Consider the following 16,360-nt stretch of genomic DNA (forward strand, 5'->3'; position numbering starts at 1 on the left):
ATTATAATGACATTTTATTTTTGTCCTATTGTAATAAAGAGGGCAGCCGCATGGACACTGCCAGGCGGCTAACCGTGTATGATTCGAATTAGTCTTTTACAACGCCGTCTTCACCAAAGGTTTGAATAGCTGCTGCTTTCAATGCGTCATGCATGGCTTCCGGAGTAATTTCACCGGCCAGCAGGGCCTGAAGCTTCGGAATCATAACTTCATCCTCCAGCTTGATTGCCTTCGCACCAAGATCTGTAGGAATATCCGGGCGTGCTGGCGTTGCATGGGATAGAAGCGTTTCTACAGCTGCTACGTTGTCAGGGTTACGGTTAATCGTCATTGCCTTGGCAGCTTCACGGCCGCTCTTGGTGATATGCGCCACGAATAAGTCATTGTTCGTTGTCGCAGCCACCTTGCCGCTGGACAGGAAATACGCTGCTTTTACAACATTGTCTATATGCTCTGGCGTCGACTCTTTCTTGCCGCGGAATGTCACATATCCTCCGACAGCTGCACTGGACTTTGGCTCACTGCCCAGGAAGGTTGGCACAGGAAGCACGATGTAATCCACAGGGATACTGCCTTGGACAGCACTTCCGTCATTGGCTTTAATCTTTTCGTTGTTTTTGTTGGCGGAATTTTCGAATGTTGCCATGCCCTTGCCTGTGATCATCGTTTCGCCTGTAAGGAACATATTCCACCGTTTACCGGCGTCAACGGAGCTGAGCTCCTTCGGCATGGAGCCGTCATCGATCATCTCGCGAATAGCTTTCAATACGCCGAGGAAATTCTTACTTGTATATGCGTATTTCAGATCTTTGTCAAATGCAGCCGGCATTCCTGCATTCTTAACCAGAATGTTCAAATAATCCTTGGAGGTAACGCCCGCTGTAGCAAACACGAATCCGTAACGTTTTGTTTGGTCTCCTTCTTTGACAACACCTTTCTTGATGGCTTCACGGAATTCCTCGTATGTCCAGCCTTCTTTTTGCACTTTTTTGTAGTCAATTCCGGCTTCCTCCATGAACTGCTTGTTGCCGCCCAGCGCGTGAATTTCCATATAGGCCGGGAATCCATACAGTTTGTCGCCCATCTTCATATAGTCTAATGGACCAGTATCAAAGTCTTCTATCATTTCCTTTGCAGCCGTTTCTGTAATGTCCATCAGCATGCCCTGATCCACATATTTTGAAATACCGCTCGCATCGATAAAGGCTATATCCGGCGGACTTCCCGCATTCACTTGTGTATCTAGCTTTTGTGTCATGTCCTCCCAGCTGGCAGGCTCAATCTTCAGAGTCAGATTCGGGTAAAGAGCATTAAATTCCTTCTCCATTGTAGAGAAGCTGTCCTGGAAATTCGCAGATACAGGAGGAAGCAAGGCTGTAATCGTATCTTTCGCTTCCGTTTTCGTAGTCGTCCCTCCACCAGCTGCTCCCGTATTCGGGGTATCCGTTTTGCCTCCCGAGCTGCCAGAGCCACCTGAGCCTCCACCGCATGCGGATAACGCAAGGGTCAATGCCAGAACAGGTGCCAATACACGCATTTTCTTTTTCATACCATTTTTAACCTCCCCTAAGAATATAAATGTTTCTGCCTGCCAGCCTGCTTCTGCTTTCGATCCGGATACAGCAACATAACGGCAAGTGTTTGGAAGCGCTTACATAAGGCCCCCTATTTAAAACATTTCTCCGCTATTCGAAAGCACCCGATGTATAATAGCGGCCCGCCTTTTGTGTATTGATTCTTAATTGCATATTATCGAGAAATGTTATAACGGTCAATAAGTTTTTGAAATAATATTTCACTATAGAATATATTGATGGCATTTTATTTTTATTCTTTGGCAAAAAAAAGACACCGGCAACGTCTGCTGTATGCCGATGTCCTGCTGTTATTTGCGCTGCTTACTCGCTACGATATTGTGCGTCTTGGTTAGATATTTCTTTACATTCCGATACTCTGCGCTGGCTACACCGGCAAACAAAATATCAATAACCGTAAGCATGGCAATCCGCGAGCCCATGGCCCCGCTTCGAATAGTCAGCTCCGGTGTTGAAATACTCAGCACGATGTTCACATTTTCAGCTAACTCGCTCTTCGTATATTTGGTAATAGCGATGGTATGAGCCCCGGATTTCTTAGCAATATCGAGCGCATTCAGGATATCTACCGTTTCTCCGGAATTGGATATAAAAATGGCTGCGTCATTCTTCTCCAGCAGTGTGGCTGCTGTAAGCTGACTATGTCCATCCGTATAAGCATGACATATTTTATTGATACGTGTAAACTTCTGTTCCGCATCAATACCCACCAAGCCTGAAGCTCCAATACCAAAAAATACGATACGTTTGCATTGACGAAGCACATTGACCGCCCGCTCGACTGCATCCTTATTAATCACGCTTAGGGTGTCCTCTATTGATTTGATATTATTGCGGGAAATATTAGCTATGATCGTGTCCAGGTCATCACCAGGCTGAATATCTGTGTACTGATGCTTCTGCTCCTCGTCCATTGACCCGATCGATGCAGAGATGCTTACGATGAAGCTTCGATAACCCGTATATCCCATAGTCTTGCAGAATCGGAGCACCGATGCATCACTCGTCTTCGTTAACTGGGCCAGACTCTTAATCGACAGATGAGGTATTTCCTCCAGATTCTCTAATATGTACTCTGCAAGCATTTTCTCAACCGGTGTCAAGCTGTCCTTCATGTCCCTTATCTTGATCAAAATATTATCATTGATTGACATATGGTTCCGACTCATCCTTTAGAAAATAAAATTATAATCGTTTTCCTCTAAAATCTTACAAAAAAATTAATATCATCATAAGCTCATTACTCTTAAAAAACAAGCAGAATACGCCCTGCAAAAGATAGAAACGCTTTAATCGCCTAATGAAATTTTATTTCATAATTATATTATCATTTTGTAGATTTAATTCTATTTTATATTGCAGCGCTTACAAAAGCAATGCTATACTAACAGCAAAATTAAGCAAATTCTATGAACAAGATCATCATCAAGACCGAAGGGTGGAATAAGCATGGGTAAAGGTTTGAAGATAGCGATTATCGGAGCAGGCAGCACCTACACTCCAGAGCTCATTGAAGGCATGATTAAACGGAAAGCAGCACTTCCCGTTCAGGAACTGGTATTGATGGACATTGATTCCCGTAAATTGGAGATCGTCGGAAAATTGTGTGAACGGATGATTGAGGCAGTGAATATGCCCTGCCGTGTGACCAGAACGCAGGATCTGGATGAGGCACTTATTGATGCTGATTTTGTTCTCGGACAGATCCGGGTGGGTAAGCTGCCTGCCAGAGTCCTTGATGAAACCATCCCTCTGAAATATGGTCTGATCGGACAGGAGACTTGCGGAATCGGAGGCTTCTTCAAAGCCATGCGCACCATTCCCGTCATGCTTCATATTGCAGAACGAATGAAAGAGCTGTGCCCTGATGCCTGGCTCATCAACTTCTCCAATCCTGCTGGAATCATTACAGAAGCCATGCTGAATCATACAAATATTAAAATGCTCGGTCTTTGCAATGTTCCTTTCAATATGTTTAAAAGCATACGTGAGACGCTCCATCTGGATCAGCCTAACTTCACCTATATCGGCCTTAACCATCTCAGCTGGATTACATCCATAGAGCAGGACGGCAAGGATTATTTGAAATCTGCACTGGACATGGGACTGAATAGTGAAGCAATGAAGAACATCCCTTCCAGCGGATTCAGTAAAGAACTCATCCAAATGGTGGGCGCTATTCCTTCCTCCTATCTTGAATACTATTACTTCAAAGAGAAAAAGCTGAAACTCCTGAAGGACAGTGAAATGACACGCGGGGAGAAATGCATTCAGATTGAAGATGAGCTCCTTGGCATCTACTCCGATTCCGAGCTTCATACGAAGCCTGAGCTGCTCTCATCCCGTGGAGGCGCTAACTATTCTGAGGTTGCGATCAGCCTGGTTGATGCCATCTATAATGACAAGCAAGAGGTTCATGTCGTCAACCTGCTCAATAACGGTGCACTGAAATTCATGAAGGATTCCGATGCTGTTGAAATGTGCGCTGTGATCGGAAAAGATGGTGCGAAACCGATAGCCGTTCCTGATTTCGACAACGAGCATATCATCGACTACATGCGGATGGTCAAGGCTTATGAGCGTGAGACGGTAGCTGCTGCTGTAACGGGCAGTGAGGATGCAGCAATGCGCGCATTGCTGATGAACCCGCTGGTGGGTGACTATGATGCGGCCTATCACTGTTTCCAGGAGCTGAAGGAAGCCCATAAGGCATATCTCCCGCAGTTTTTCCCGGAAGAGATGAAGCCTTAATGGATAAATCTTATATTGTTGGCGTAGACGGCGGGAATAGCAAAACGGACTACTTCTTATTCGATCTCCAAGGGAAGTTTATCGATCATATTCATACAGGGACCTGCAGTCATGAACGATTTCCGGATGGATATACGAGTTCTTATAAGATAATGAATGAAAATATTCAGCTGCTTTTAGACCGAAATCATTTGACGATGGATCATGTTACAGCTGGAGCCTTTGGGCTTGCAGGAGCTGATTTGCCTGCCCAGAAAGCACAATTGAATGCGGTCGTTGAACGAATCGGCTTCACGGAATATGCTTTAGACAATGACTCCTTTCTCGGGATCAAGGCAGGAAGTGAACTGGGGTATGGTGTCTGCTCCATCAACGGATCAGGTACCGTCACAGGCGGTATTTCTCCTAGCGGCAGACGGCTTCAAGTAGGCGGCGTGGGCAGTGAGCTGTCAGGGGACGAAGCAGGAGGGTATTTCCTTGCTCGCAAGGTGCTTAGAGCGATTTATGATTCTTTTTACCGTATGGGACCGAAGACTTCCATGACAGAACCTGTGATGGAGCTTCTCCAAATTCCGGATAAGTCCGTATTTATCGAGCATGCAATGAATGGTGTCCTGAATCGTTCGCTTCCGAATACCAAGCTCATGAGAATCATGTTCGCTGCTGCAGATTCAGGGGATCAGGCTGCACTTGAAATCATTAACCATTCGGCACGGCAGTTATCTTATTCGACAATTGGCTGTATACACAATCTGGACTTTGAGTCAGATGTCGATGTCATTCTTGCAGGCTCGGTATGGGTCAAGGCAGAGAGCCCGCTGCTGCTGGATCAATACAAGACCTATATCGCATCCTTAACCGATCATGAATGTCATTTCAAGCTTCTTCATGTGCCGCCAGCTACAGGTGCAGTATTATGGGCTCTGGAACTGGCACTTGGACAGCCTGCAGATTTAATAATGCGCAGGCGAATCATTGAAGCGGTCGACAGCATTCATCGCATTCCTTCACCCGCTTAAATCAAAGAAGACGGTTACTGCCGGAGTTGGTCGGCAGTAACCGTCTTTTTTTCTATACCTATGTATTAGAAAGCAACAGCGTGTCCCAGCAGGTCCTCTGGCTTGCACATCTTGTCATCACTATCGCGACGGGACAGAAGTACAGGATATTCATTAAGCAGCCCTTCATAAATACATTCAAATTCAGGATGAATCAGAAAATCATGCGGTGTGACCAAGGCCGAGGGCCGATTCCACAGCTCTACCTTCATGCCTCGCAGCATTTCAGCCACGAACTGAGAACAAAAGTAAGCGTTCTTCGGTGCATAGTTCACTTTGATCATCAGAAAGAACAATCCTAAAAGATTGTATCTGTAATGTTCTCTATTCATCTCATACTGCTGAAGAATCCGCTTCAGATCAGCACGCTGCTCTTCTGTTACCCGCAAACGCAAAACGGAACAGCGAGTTAAAGGGAAGTGGCGATACACTCCCTCGTTAATATCCTCGCGTACGAACCCGGCTAACCAGGGATTGGTCGCGGTTTTGCGCCCAAAGCTGTATACCTCCGTTAATTCTTCATCCAGTGCAATCGAAGCGTGATTGTATGGAGCTGAAGTGTAACTTTTAATCATTCTTGTAAACAAGGTTCCTGTGTCTGTTAATAACACATATATAAAAGTTGGGGCTGTCATAATGGATCTTTCCTCCATGCCATTGATTACTATAACTTATTGTAGTCGTCTTGGCACCCGGTCTAAAACCGACTTAAGGAGTAAATAAGACTAGACTTAGGTCGTGTTATTTGTAAAAAATGGCTAAATCCATCGTCTGACCTGTTTATAAGCTGCAAATTTAACATTACTTGCTTCAGCCCATTCTTTTAAAGCTTTGATCGCCTGATCTTCTTCCTCTTTAGCGAACCGAAAAGTGAGATTCACTGGCGGGAACCTTTTACCCGCTGGAATCACTCCGATCACTGGCGAAAAGTAACCCTGCATTCGTATCTCTTTGATTTCCCCTGCGTTTAATTGTCTTCGTTTGATATGGATTGAACCATTACTCAACACCATGGCAAAGGGCTTTTCACACATTCGTATAATGGAGAGTACGATCATGAGTAAGCAAAAAATAATCAGAACAATTTTATACCAGAAAAAGAAAACATCAAAGGATCTACTTAAATCTGCTTTCGTTACACTTAAAGAAAAGATTTGTGCGGCAATCAACAGTGAACAACCAAATATTAGACTCACACCAGACGGGTTCTTAGCATTGAATATCCGTTTGATCTGCTCGATCTGATTCAACTCCTGTCCAACGGTTCAAAATCATTACCTGCCAAACAATATATCCAGACCTGTACTCAATACCCCTGACTTATGGCCTCTAAGAATATCAGGGTTATACACAACTACAATTCCACAAGTCATACAAGAGACATATAAATAATGTTTATAATCGATATCCAGAATTTTGCTAAGTCCCGGACCGCTCATTGCTACCTCTTGAATGTCACACTCTTGCCCGCCGCATGCAGCACATTTAAATCGGTTCTCAATTTGCTCCTCTATGCTCAGCTCGGATATATCCTGCTCACTTAATGTTGATACTGTCTCCCCATGCTCGTTAACCTCAATTGCGGCGTTTAGATGCTCCGGCAATACTTCCATCTTACATTCTGGGCAAACATCTTCAATGATAATGACATTCTCTGAGCACCACGGACAGGTAACCATACACCTCACCCTTTCCTTCAACCCATGATTAGCCGGTAATACAGACTTTCTTTCATCATAGCATCAATCCCATATAATGGGATATGTTTATTGTAAAAATATATGCCTGAATACTCCATTATGAACATACAAAACAGAGCCATCCTTCGTGTAGATGATCTACTAAGGAACAGCCCTGTCAGGTAAACGACCCTTTATTCATTCTCTGCATGATGCTCTCGCTTCCGATTCTCTCTCGCCCTGCTAATGACTTCCTGGATAAAAGCTTCCTTGCCGGCAGTATAGGAAGGCCGATCATTCTTATACTTAGCCCCCAGTTCCTTCTTTAACTCGTAATAATTATTAAGTATTTCTGCATGATCCCTTAAGTAATCCCTAAATAACAGTTGATTCTGCCAATTCACACTGTCCAGCTCATAAACATGGAGGTGATGCGTTCCTGCTCTCCATTTTCCTTTTCGGAAGAACAGTCTCTCCGGGAACTCCGGTTTATGAACATACTCATACCCCTTTGCCATTAGGCGATCCATATGCTTCTGATCCATATCGCTGAGGCTCTTAATCCCCGCCATGATATCAATGACGGGTTTTGCGCCCAGACCCGGAACGGCTGTGCTCCCGATATGTTCAATAGATGCTTCAAGATCCTGCAATGCTTCTGCAATCTTCACTTTCTCTTCTTTGAACTGCTTAACCCAATCCGCATGATATTCCGCTACGATAACTTCTTCCATTTCTTTATTCTACAACTTTATAATGCTCAACCGTCGGAAACGGCTCATAAAAATGATGCAGCAGGCTCTTCCATTCCTGATATTCCGCTGACTCTCTGAAACCAACCGTATGGTCCTCCAGCGTCTTCCATTTCACCAGAATCATATATTTGTGATCGTCCTCTATACAATGCTGTATTTCATGGCTGATATAGCCTTTCATGCTCGCTATAATAGATGAAGCTTCTTTAAATGCTGCCTCAAAATCTGAGGTTAACCCCGGTTTAATATTTAGCACAGCAACTTCTAGAATCATGTAAATACATCTCCTTATGTAAGTAATCCGCATTCATTATTATTTTTTCGTCATCATCATGATCCCTGTAGACCAGTCCAGCTTAACCTTGTGGAAATCCTCTCTCTGATCCAGAAATTCAAGGAGTTCAATGACTTTATCCCCGTGACCTTCTGGCCAATTCGTCTGCGGATTCAAATCATCAATAATATACAGCCCATTCCCGGCTACCATCTCCAGCACTTCTTCCACCATATAGAACTTTCCAGGCCATGTATCTGCAAATATAATATCAAACTTTTCCGATGAATGCTCTTCTATATAAGCTCCCCCGTCACCCACATGAAATTGAACTCTATTATCCTTGATGATCTCTATCGCAATATTGGCAAAGTCAGCCTCTGATTCAACCGAGATAAGAGATGAGCTCCCATCCATTCCGTCCAAAATCCAGGTTGTTGAATAACCCGCTCCCGTACCTAATTCCAAGATTCGCGAGCCGGGTTTGGCCGATACAAGCGTTCTCAACATATTGCCTGTTAAATCATCACATGACATTGTAAAACCCTTTTCTTCAGCCAACAAGCGTACTTGTTCAGATAATAATGGTTTTCTGATGTTTTTGTGTTCATCCATTCTTCCAGCCCCTTTTTGTATTGATTCATCTTTAATATTTATTCAATATTATCCCATTAAACCCGAAATGATCCTGTAAGTAAACTGTATATCCATCGGTAAACCAGGATTATGAAACACTCGCTTCTCATGTCTAATAAAAAAACCTGCGTTATCCGCAGGTATGACCGAATTATAACCTCTTCTAATTCAAATTATAACAACAGACTGATCGTTAATAAATTGAACAGAGCTAATGGAAGAATCGGGTTGTAACCCGGGAAAAAAGGCGGCCTCGGTCTTGGAGGAGGAAATCCAGGATAAAATCCACGCATGTCGGAGGAATCCAGGTTTAAATAAACATTTCTCCCATCCATCCCTACAACGGTACCTTCAATGACTTCATTATCAGCCGTGTGCACACGCACCCTACAGTGCATAGCATTTTTCAATGCATGATGAACCTTCTCCTTGTGCTGCTGCATGCAGCTGGCAAAATGTGAATCACATTGATAGACGACCTGGTGAGTCGGATATGTCGACATATAGTCACTCCTTTAAATTGTCCTTACTTCATCATATGCACATGCCCAGTATTGGGTGTATGACCCTTTAATCGTTTAAATAGCCGGAGTACCGGGTAAGTAAAGCAAAGAACTAGTGAAGGAGGTTGTCATCCATGCCGGAGATCAGATCAGAAAACGGACGATTTTTTATGGAAGATCAGGGACAGACTGTCGCTGAGATTACATTTTCCTCGTTAGGGGATAACGTAATCAGCATTGACCATACATTTGTGTCCCCTCAATTACGAGGTAAAGGAATAGCGGAACAACTGATCCGCAAAGTCATTGAATATGCCAGGGAAGAAAACTTGAAAATCAACCCAACCTGCTCTTATGCAGGCTATCATTTTGACAAGTTTCCTGAAGACCGGGATTTGTTAAATTAAGGATATTGGAAATTGCTTACTCATTAACCTTGTCCGTTAGACAGAAAAGGGCTGTCTCCATGTCATTATAAATGACCTGAGACAACCCTTTAATTGTATATGGGTATTAATTAAAAATACGGTTTGCTCCATTATATTTAGGTTTCCAGTAAGAACTGTCTAAGTTCGCGATGGTAACCCCTTTGCTTGTTGAAGAAATAAATTCATTGTTACCGATGTAAATACCAACATGTGATGTTGATACATTATTGGTAATAAAGAAGACCAGATCTCCCTGTTTCAGATTACTCTTCGAGACTGGAGTTCCATTTGTACTATGCATTGAAGCTGAGGTACGTGACAGGGTTACTCCTTTTTTCTCATAGACATACTTGGTATATCCGGAGCAATCAAATCCTGTAGAAGGTGAGGTTCCACCCCAAGTATATTTCACACCAAGATGCTTCTTAGCTTCTTTTACAACTTCTTTACCTTTATCAGTGCTTTGAGCTGGAGCTGTATAAGCAGGGCTGTAGGTCTTGCCATCTGTGCTCAGCATAGCAATATTATTCTTGGAGTCAAATTTAAGCTTATATCCGAAAGTTTCAGTTACAAAGCGAAGCGGCACGTATGCACGTCCCCCAACAACACGCATGGTTGTATCCATTTTAACCTGTTTATTGTTAACTAGAGCAATGCTGTTACCGGATTTCAATACAATCGTGGTGCTTCCTTTTTTGAGGGTTACCTTCACGAGCGAAGAACTGATTTTCTCATATTTAAATGTACCACCCAGTTTTTCACCAATCATGCGAATCGGTACCTGAGTGTAGCCTTTAGCATCCACAAAAGGCTGCTGATCCGGAAAAGAAACCAAAGAACTATTAATTTGAACCTTAATATTCGAAGTTGCTGCACTTGCAAAGTCCGGGCTAAGAGTAAAGGTTGACGCTACAATTGCGCCAGAAAGTAGGATTTTCTTAAGTATGCTATTCATGATGTGTCCTCCCATTTAGCTTCCGAGGTTAGTTGACGGATTCGGGAAGAGGTTTTCCCTAGTTTATAAAAATAAACATTCACCCCAAAAAGAAATCCCCCGTACCAAACGTTCTGCTCGCTTGGATTCAGCTTTAGTTATTCCGAGTCGTTTTTTTACCAACTTACTTTAAATAAGGTAACATACCCAACACGTTAATTTACGTCCAAATTGTGTCTGTTTTTTGAAAATATGAATGGATTGTAACTATTTTAATCAAAATTGATACCTTTTCGACACTTCTTGACACTATTATCCAATGGAGGGATTTTATTTTTTTGTCTGGATAAGCTCATACTGTACCTATTGACTTTTATCCAACGAAAACATTATATTTATCCTATACCCTCTTATAAGGAGAGATTTTGATGTCGGTGAATGTTCTTAACTAACCCAATTTCATAAGGTTGAAGGGTCCTGGTCTCATAGCCTGAAACGGCTATGTTTATTTTCTTATGGATTTTTCAAGCTGTGTTATGAGTTAAGAACTACGGATATCAATTGAAGCCCGGGAGGTCTATCCTGTTATTTGGCGTCTTTATATCCGTGCTGACACGTCAGCGCGGATTTTTATGAAATACGACTGCACATTGCTGTATACATGCAGCCCAGTCTGTTTCTAACGGCGCAATAACAGGAAGACTAATAAAAGGCAGAGAGTGAACCTAAAGTTCATTCTCTGCCTTTTTTATGTTTCCGGCACCTTTCCAGGATGAATATAAACATGTTAAAGGAGTAGATCCGAATGATGATATCCACGTTAAAGAAGCTTCAATACGATAAAATCCAGTCTGAGCTTGAGCATTATGCCGTTTCATATATCGGTAAGAAGCATGTTCGGGAAATGAAGCCTCTTACCCAGCTTAAAGCTGTTCGCCATCAGCTCGATCAGACTAATGAAGCAAAAGCCCTTCTTCAGGCGGGCGCAAGTGTTCCTATCCCTTCTCTTGAGGGTATTGAGCCTATTCTGCAATTAATCGGTACCGGGTATGTACTTAGTGAGCAGGATTTCACTCATACACAGCAATTTCTGCGCAGCTGCAGACAGCTGATTCGCTATATGGCGACCAAGAGTCATATCGCTCCTGTTGTCGCTTCTTACGCCTCCTCTATGTATGAGCTTCCGGCACTTTTGTCCGAGATAGAACGGTGTATATACAGCGGACGGGTTGTTGATGCTGCAAGTAAGGATCTTGCGAAAGTCCGCAAAAAAATTATCGTTTCTGAAGAGCGAATCAGGCGAAGGCTCGATCAACTGCTCCACAAGCACCGCGATATTTTGCAGGAAAGCTTGGTCAGCAAGCGAAATGGCAGATATGTTCTGCCGATCAAGAAGGAGCATCGCAGACAAGTTAGCGGCGTGGTTCTGGATGAATCCGCTAGCGGACAGACGGTTTACATGGAGCCGAATGATGTATCCGGTCTGCAAATGGAACTTCAAGCTCTTCATACCGAAGAAGCTCGAGAAGAAACCAAAGTGCTTAGTGAGCTAACTGCCCTGGCGGAAAAATACAGCGCTGAGCTTCAATTGAATGCCGATACGGTCGGTTTGTATGACTTTATCATCGCGAGAGGAAAATATGCATTATCTATTGGCGGAAGAAATGTGCAGCTGAACGATCAAGGAAGGATATCACTTAAGCAGGCTGCTCATCCCCTTCTTGGGCCTGGCATGGTTCCACTCGATTTTTCTATTGGTCACAGCTATAAATCGCTCATCATAACAGGACCGAATACAGGAGGTAAAACCTTAACATTAAAAACCGTTGGGCTATTAACCGTCATGGTACAGTCCGGATTGCTCGTTCCGGTCGAAGAAGGCAGTACATGCAGTGTTTTTGAGCATATATCCGTAGACATTGGTGACGGCCAGAGTATAGAGCATGCGCTTAGTACTTTCTCAGCCCATATCAGAAATGTGAAGGAGATTTTAGAAACGGCCAATGACAAGACTCTAATTCTACTGGATGAGATGGCCTCCGGCACAGATCCTGGAGAAGGTGTTGGTCTCTCGATCGCAGTTCTTGAGGAGTTATACCGGCGTCAATCTACTGTGGTCGTAACTACCCATTTTACCGAAATCAAGAATTTTGCAAGCTCTACTGCCGGGTTCGAGAATGCGCGAATGGAATTTGACACCGAAACACTTGAACCGAAATATCAGCTTAAAATTGGAGAAGCCGGTCAGAGTTATGCATTTGTTATTGCTGAGAAACTCGGGATTCCTTCCTCCATTATCACCAGATCACGGGAAATTTCCGAGACGGGAAGGAATCAGGTTCATCTGTTTACGGCGGAGAGTAAGGATAAAGAAGAAAGAAATATCTTTGAAGACCGAACAAGAGATCTTGAAATGACACCCTCTCTTACAGATGCAGATGAACAAACAGACGTTGAAGATACTCAGTCAGCGTCTAATCCGGGCTCTGTTCCTCCTGCTTACCAGCTCGGAGACAGCGTTTATGTATCCTCAATGAAACGGACCGGGATTGTATGTGAAACCATAGATTCAAAAGGTATGATTGGTGTCCTCATACAGAAGCAAAAGCACAAGATTAATCACAAGCGGCTTTCTCTTCATATTGCGGCTAAAGACCTTTATCCGGATGACTATGATCTTGATATTGTTTTTGAAACCAAGGAGAACCGCAAGAAACGCAAGCTGATGAAGCGCAAGTATGTAGAGGGACTTCAGATTGAAACCAAACCCGAATCATAAGGAGAATAGAATATGATCAGAACGGAACGAACTCAGGATTATCCTCAAGTTGAACATTTACTAAGAAAAGCATTTAACGGTGATGAAGAGGTCCGGATTGTTGAACGCATCCGTGCCCTGAATCATTTTGAACCTGAATTGTCGATAGCAGCTGAAGAGAATGGAGTCATTACCGGCCATATTATGTTCAGCTATGCTGAGGTTATAGACGGGCAGAGATCTTGTCAGGCAGCCGGGCTCGCACCGCTCGCCGTGCTTCCTTCCTATCAGCGCCAAGGAATTGGAGGAGAACTGGTTCGGGAGGGTCTGGCTAGATGCCGGAAGCTTGGCATTCCCTTGGTGTTCCTGATCGGGCACCCTTCCTACTATTCGAAATTTGGATTTGTTCCAGCAGGACAGCACGGGTTCTCTCTAAAGCAATTTACGGTTCCTGATGACGTCTTTATGGTATATGAAATCGAACCGAGTGCCTTGAATCGAATCCAGGGCGAGTTTCGTTATTCCGAAGCTTTTATTTAGCTATAACTCCTTCCGCTGCCTGACTTGTTGCTGTGGCATTATGCGCAGTAAATGTTGTACAATAAAGCTTAAATGACAAATTTGAAGGATGGTTTTCAACATGTATGTAGCTGATGATTGGAAAGATTACGAAGTAATAGATACCGGAGGCGGGGAAAAGCTTGAGCGCTGGGGCGATGTCATTCTGCGCCGTCCGGACCCGCAGATTATTTGGCCGATCAAGAACGAAAGTGGAATTTGGAGAAATGTGCATGGCCATTATCACCGGAGCTCTTCCGGCGGCGGAAGCTGGGATATGAAAAAGCAGCTGCCCGATCGCTGGAGCATTTCATACGATCAGCTGAAGTTCCATATTCGCCCAACCAACTTTAAGCATACCGGATTGTTCCCTGAACAGGCTGCGAATTGGCGCTGGATGATGGACAAAATCGCGAATGCCGGACGGCCGATTCGTGTGCTGAACCTGTTTGCTTATACGGGAGGAGCGTCTGTAGCAGCAGCTTACGCCGGAGCTCAGGTCGTTCACGTCGATGCGGCCAAAGGTATGGTTCAGTGGGCTAAGGAGAATTTGGCACTGTCCGGCTTGGCAGACCGACCTGTCCGATTCATTACAGACGATGTATTCAAATTCGTGCAGCGTGAACAGCGACGCGGTAACAAGTACGAGGCCATTATCATGGACCCTCCTTCTTATGGCCGTGGTCCGAGCGGAGAGACCTGGAAGCTGGAGCAGAGCTTGTATCCGTTCCTTGAAAGCTGCCTGAGCATTCTGTCCGATAATCCTCTCTTTATGCTGATCAACTCTTATACCACTGGCATATCGCCTACGGTACTGAAAAATATGCTGTCTATGACGATGCAGGAAAGATACGGCGGCAGTATCAGTGCTGGTGAGATCGGTCTGCCGATCACGAACTCGGGACTTAATCTTCCATGCGGAATTTTGGGCCGCTGGGAGTCTTAAGGATATGGGTCACATAACTGACAGATATCCTGATATTCCGATTCTGTATGAGGATAACCATGTCCTTGGTGTCAGCAAACCCGTTAACATACTGTCCCAGGAGGATTCCTCCGGCGATCCGGATATGCTCACCATATTGAAAGAGGATATCAAGGTTCGTTACAACAAACCGGGAAACGTATACCTTGGTCTCGTTCACCGGCTTGACCGGCCTGTCGGAGGAGCCATGGTATTTGCTAAAACATCCAAAGCTGCCTCCCGCTTATCTGAAGCTGTACGCAGCCGGAACTTCCGGAAGCTCTATGTCGCCGTAGTGCATGGCAGACCGAAGCAGCCTTCAGGACGGCTGGTTGACACTTTATATAAAGACAGCCGCAGCAATACCGTCCGTGTGGTCCCCAAAGGAACGGAAGGCGCCAAGGAAGCGATTCTCGATTATTCGGTGCTGGAGACTTCTGGCGGGATGAGCCTCGTTCTTGTAGAGCTCCATACAGGACGCCCGCATCAAATTCGCGTTCAATTCAGCCACGCAGGCTGTCCGCTGTACGGTGACCAAAGGTATGGAAAAGGGTTCAACAAGGCAGGCCAGCAAATCGCGCTATGGTCTGTCCTCGTCGGATTCCCTCACCCCGTAACCAAGGAAGAGATACGGATTGAGGCTGTTCCTCCGGATGCATATCCTTGGAATCAGTTCCATCAAGATCGAATTCTAGAAGAAATCAAGAATTATCCTTAATCAGATAGATGAAAAGCCGAGATCCTTAAAGGGATTTCGGCTTTTCTTTATATTTTGGATCAGGGGACTTCCCCCTCTTACGTCTTAACTCATCCGACTTCCTGCGGAGCTGTACTTACTTTGCCTAAGAGATAGATTAAGAGCTGTTGATTATGGGACGAGATCCGGTTGAGAACATGAGATAAATAATCTTCTCTCACCTTCATTCCCCGCAATACTTCCTTCCTTCCATCTTCTGAGATCGTTACCCATACAATACGCCGATCCTTTTCATCCCGATCCCGGATAATCAAACCATTCTTCTCCATACGGTCAAGGAGCATCGTAACTGCAGCAGGGCTTGTAGCCAGATAGGGAATGAAATCCGATGGCTTCATCTTCTTCTGATCCTCCAGTACCTCGAGCACGGTCAATTGCGCTTCCGTCAGTGCAGGTGCAAGTCCACTCTCCATGTGAAGTTTATAATCCTTGGCCAGCTTGGACCATACCTTGGCAAATTCGTTCGTATACATCATTTATCCCTCCTTCTTATAAAAATACATTCTCTCCGAGTAAAAGAGTACGGTTAGAACATCCCGGTTATGCGGTATTTTATAGGATTAACTTTCGTGTTAAATACCGGTTTTTCCTCCTTTTTCAGAGCAAAAATATAATTACCAATGATACGACAAATGCCGCCAAGCCAATCACAGCAAGCTTTTTCAGGAATCTCATTCATTCGACACTATTCATATGCAGCTGACATCCAT

The 16,360-nt window shown here is 44.3% G+C and carries 18 protein-coding genes and 1 riboswitch; of the genes, 7 read left to right on the forward strand and 11 right to left on the reverse strand.

Annotated elements, in window-relative coordinates; all coding sequences use genetic code 11:
- Positions 1–88: 88 nt before the first annotated feature.
- Positions 89–1,549, reverse strand: coding sequence for an ABC transporter substrate-binding protein (locus BN1234_RS20825; RefSeq protein WP_054958554.1), 1,461 nt, complete (start codon positions 1,547–1,549; stop codon positions 89–91).
- Between the two features lie 336 nt (positions 1,550–1,885).
- Positions 1,886–2,749: a MurR/RpiR family transcriptional regulator gene (locus BN1234_RS20830; protein ID WP_054958555.1), complete on the reverse strand. Its 864-nt coding sequence runs from the start codon at positions 2,747–2,749 to the stop codon at positions 1,886–1,888.
- Between the two features lie 295 nt (positions 2,750–3,044).
- On the opposite strand from BN1234_RS20830, the gene BN1234_RS20835 reads away from it, so the two are divergent.
- The gene (locus BN1234_RS20835) at positions 3,045–4,346 is read left to right on the forward strand and encodes a 6-phospho-beta-glucosidase (protein WP_054958556.1); all 1,302 of its coding nucleotides are present in this window, start codon (positions 3,045–3,047) and stop codon (positions 4,344–4,346) included.
- Positions 4,346–5,365, forward strand: coding sequence for an N-acetylglucosamine kinase (locus BN1234_RS20840; protein WP_054958557.1), 1,020 nt, complete (start codon positions 4,346–4,348; stop codon positions 5,363–5,365). Before BN1234_RS20835 ends, BN1234_RS20840 begins: the two co-directional genes overlap by 1 nt.
- Positions 5,366–5,430: 65 nt before the next feature.
- On the opposite strand, the gene BN1234_RS20845 is transcribed toward BN1234_RS20840, so the two are convergent.
- The 7 genes from BN1234_RS20845 to BN1234_RS20875 all read right to left on the reverse strand — a co-directional run bounded on the left by BN1234_RS20845 (position 5,431) and on the right by BN1234_RS20875 (position 9,251).
- Positions 5,431–6,039: a hypothetical protein gene (locus tag BN1234_RS20845; protein ID WP_245640243.1), complete on the reverse strand. Its 609-nt coding sequence runs from the start codon at positions 6,037–6,039 to the stop codon at positions 5,431–5,433.
- Positions 6,040–6,162: 123 nt separating this feature from the next.
- Positions 6,163–6,654, reverse strand: coding sequence for a hypothetical protein (locus BN1234_RS20850; protein WP_054958558.1), 492 nt, complete (start codon positions 6,652–6,654; stop codon positions 6,163–6,165).
- A gap of 24 nt (positions 6,655–6,678) precedes the next feature.
- Entirely contained in the window at positions 6,679–7,017 is a 339-nt protein-coding gene (locus BN1234_RS22640) for a zinc ribbon domain-containing protein (RefSeq protein ID WP_245640244.1), read from the reverse strand.
- A gap of 260 nt (positions 7,018–7,277) precedes the next feature.
- Positions 7,278–7,817: a GrpB family protein gene (locus BN1234_RS20860; RefSeq protein WP_054958559.1), complete on the reverse strand. Its 540-nt coding sequence runs from the start codon at positions 7,815–7,817 to the stop codon at positions 7,278–7,280.
- 4 nt (positions 7,818–7,821) lie between these two features.
- Positions 7,822–8,112, reverse strand: coding sequence for an antibiotic biosynthesis monooxygenase family protein (locus BN1234_RS20865; protein ID WP_054958560.1), 291 nt, complete (start codon positions 8,110–8,112; stop codon positions 7,822–7,824).
- Between the two features lie 39 nt (positions 8,113–8,151).
- Positions 8,152–8,727: an O-methyltransferase gene (locus BN1234_RS20870; RefSeq protein ID WP_054958561.1), complete on the reverse strand. Its 576-nt coding sequence runs from the start codon at positions 8,725–8,727 to the stop codon at positions 8,152–8,154.
- A gap of 194 nt (positions 8,728–8,921) precedes the next feature.
- The gene (locus BN1234_RS20875) at positions 8,922–9,251 is read right to left on the reverse strand and encodes a hypothetical protein (protein WP_054958562.1); all 330 of its coding nucleotides are present in this window, start codon (positions 9,249–9,251) and stop codon (positions 8,922–8,924) included.
- 134 nt (positions 9,252–9,385) lie between these two features.
- Between BN1234_RS20875 and BN1234_RS20880 the strand changes: the two genes are divergently transcribed.
- Complete coding sequence (locus tag BN1234_RS20880) at positions 9,386–9,658, forward strand: GNAT family N-acetyltransferase (RefSeq protein WP_054958563.1); 273 nt, start codon at positions 9,386–9,388, stop codon at positions 9,656–9,658.
- Positions 9,659–9,764: 106 nt separating this feature from the next.
- Here BN1234_RS20880 and BN1234_RS22070 read toward each other — a convergent pair whose 3' ends face one another.
- Positions 9,765–10,634: a C40 family peptidase gene (locus tag BN1234_RS22070; protein WP_170308097.1), complete on the reverse strand. Its 870-nt coding sequence runs from the start codon at positions 10,632–10,634 to the stop codon at positions 9,765–9,767.
- 3 nt (positions 10,635–10,637) lie between these two features.
- Positions 10,638–10,777, reverse strand: a riboswitch (cyclic di-AMP (ydaO/yuaA leader).
- A gap of 641 nt (positions 10,778–11,418) precedes the next feature.
- Here BN1234_RS22070 and BN1234_RS20890 point away from each other — a divergent pair.
- From BN1234_RS20890 to BN1234_RS20905, 4 genes are all read left to right on the forward strand, one after another.
- The gene (locus tag BN1234_RS20890) at positions 11,419–13,392 is read left to right on the forward strand and encodes an endonuclease MutS2 (RefSeq protein WP_054958564.1); all 1,974 of its coding nucleotides are present in this window, start codon (positions 11,419–11,421) and stop codon (positions 13,390–13,392) included.
- A 12-nt stretch (positions 13,393–13,404) separates the two neighbouring features.
- Positions 13,405–13,911, forward strand: a complete 507-nt coding sequence (locus tag BN1234_RS20895; RefSeq protein ID WP_054958565.1) for a GNAT family N-acetyltransferase — start codon at positions 13,405–13,407, stop codon at positions 13,909–13,911.
- 100 nt (positions 13,912–14,011) lie between these two features.
- The gene (locus BN1234_RS20900) at positions 14,012–14,875 is read left to right on the forward strand and encodes a class I SAM-dependent methyltransferase (protein ID WP_054958566.1); all 864 of its coding nucleotides are present in this window, start codon (positions 14,012–14,014) and stop codon (positions 14,873–14,875) included.
- Positions 14,876–14,879: 4 nt separating this feature from the next.
- Positions 14,880–15,611, forward strand: coding sequence for an RluA family pseudouridine synthase (locus tag BN1234_RS20905; RefSeq protein ID WP_054958567.1), 732 nt, complete (start codon positions 14,880–14,882; stop codon positions 15,609–15,611).
- Positions 15,612–15,700: 89 nt separating this feature from the next.
- Here the strand turns inward: BN1234_RS20905 and BN1234_RS20910 are convergent, their stop codons facing one another.
- Complete coding sequence (locus BN1234_RS20910) at positions 15,701–16,123, reverse strand: MarR family winged helix-turn-helix transcriptional regulator (protein ID WP_054958568.1); 423 nt, start codon at positions 16,121–16,123, stop codon at positions 15,701–15,703.
- Positions 16,124–16,360 lie beyond the last annotated feature (237 nt).

This window comes from Paenibacillus dakarensis (assembly GCF_001373415.1).
In the GTDB taxonomy this organism is placed as follows: domain Bacteria; phylum Bacillota; class Bacilli; order Paenibacillales; family Paenibacillaceae; genus Paenibacillus_AQ; species Paenibacillus_AQ dakarensis.

What these genes read in the sequence shown, in the direction of transcription:
- BN1234_RS20825 (WP_054958554.1), bottom strand. Translation starts at nt 1,549, where the DNA reads ATGAAAAAGAAAATGCGTGTATTGGCACCTGTTCTGGCATTGACCCTT.
- BN1234_RS20830 (WP_054958555.1), bottom strand. Translation starts at nt 2,749, where the DNA reads ATGTCAATCAATGATAATATTTTGATCAAGATAAGGGACATGAAGGAC.
- BN1234_RS20835 (WP_054958556.1), top strand. Translation starts at nt 3,045, where the DNA reads ATGGGTAAAGGTTTGAAGATAGCGATTATCGGAGCAGGCAGCACCTAC.
- BN1234_RS20840 (WP_054958557.1), top strand. Translation starts at nt 4,346, where the DNA reads ATGGATAAATCTTATATTGTTGGCGTAGACGGCGGGAATAGCAAAACG.
- BN1234_RS20845 (WP_245640243.1), bottom strand. Translation starts at nt 6,039, where the DNA reads ATGACAGCCCCAACTTTTATATATGTGTTATTAACAGACACAGGAACC.
- BN1234_RS22640 (WP_245640244.1), bottom strand. Translation starts at nt 7,017, where the DNA reads ATGGAAGTATTGCCGGAGCATCTAAACGCCGCAATTGAGGTTAACGAG.
- BN1234_RS20860 (WP_054958559.1), bottom strand. Translation starts at nt 7,817, where the DNA reads ATGGAAGAAGTTATCGTAGCGGAATATCATGCGGATTGGGTTAAGCAG.
- BN1234_RS20865 (WP_054958560.1), bottom strand. Translation starts at nt 8,112, where the DNA reads ATGATTCTAGAAGTTGCTGTGCTAAATATTAAACCGGGGTTAACCTCA.
- BN1234_RS20870 (WP_054958561.1), bottom strand. Translation starts at nt 8,727, where the DNA reads ATGGATGAACACAAAAACATCAGAAAACCATTATTATCTGAACAAGTA.
- BN1234_RS20875 (WP_054958562.1), bottom strand. Translation starts at nt 9,251, where the DNA reads ATGTCGACATATCCGACTCACCAGGTCGTCTATCAATGTGATTCACAT.
- BN1234_RS20880 (WP_054958563.1), top strand. Translation starts at nt 9,386, where the DNA reads ATGCCGGAGATCAGATCAGAAAACGGACGATTTTTTATGGAAGATCAG.
- BN1234_RS22070 (WP_170308097.1), bottom strand. Translation starts at nt 10,634, where the DNA reads ATGAATAGCATACTTAAGAAAATCCTACTTTCTGGCGCAATTGTAGCG.
- BN1234_RS20890 (WP_054958564.1), top strand. Translation starts at nt 11,419, where the DNA reads ATGATGATATCCACGTTAAAGAAGCTTCAATACGATAAAATCCAGTCT.
- BN1234_RS20895 (WP_054958565.1), top strand. Translation starts at nt 13,405, where the DNA reads ATGATCAGAACGGAACGAACTCAGGATTATCCTCAAGTTGAACATTTA.
- BN1234_RS20900 (WP_054958566.1), top strand. Translation starts at nt 14,012, where the DNA reads ATGTATGTAGCTGATGATTGGAAAGATTACGAAGTAATAGATACCGGA.
- BN1234_RS20905 (WP_054958567.1), top strand. Translation starts at nt 14,880, where the DNA reads ATGGGTCACATAACTGACAGATATCCTGATATTCCGATTCTGTATGAG.
- BN1234_RS20910 (WP_054958568.1), bottom strand. Translation starts at nt 16,123, where the DNA reads ATGTATACGAACGAATTTGCCAAGGTATGGTCCAAGCTGGCCAAGGAT.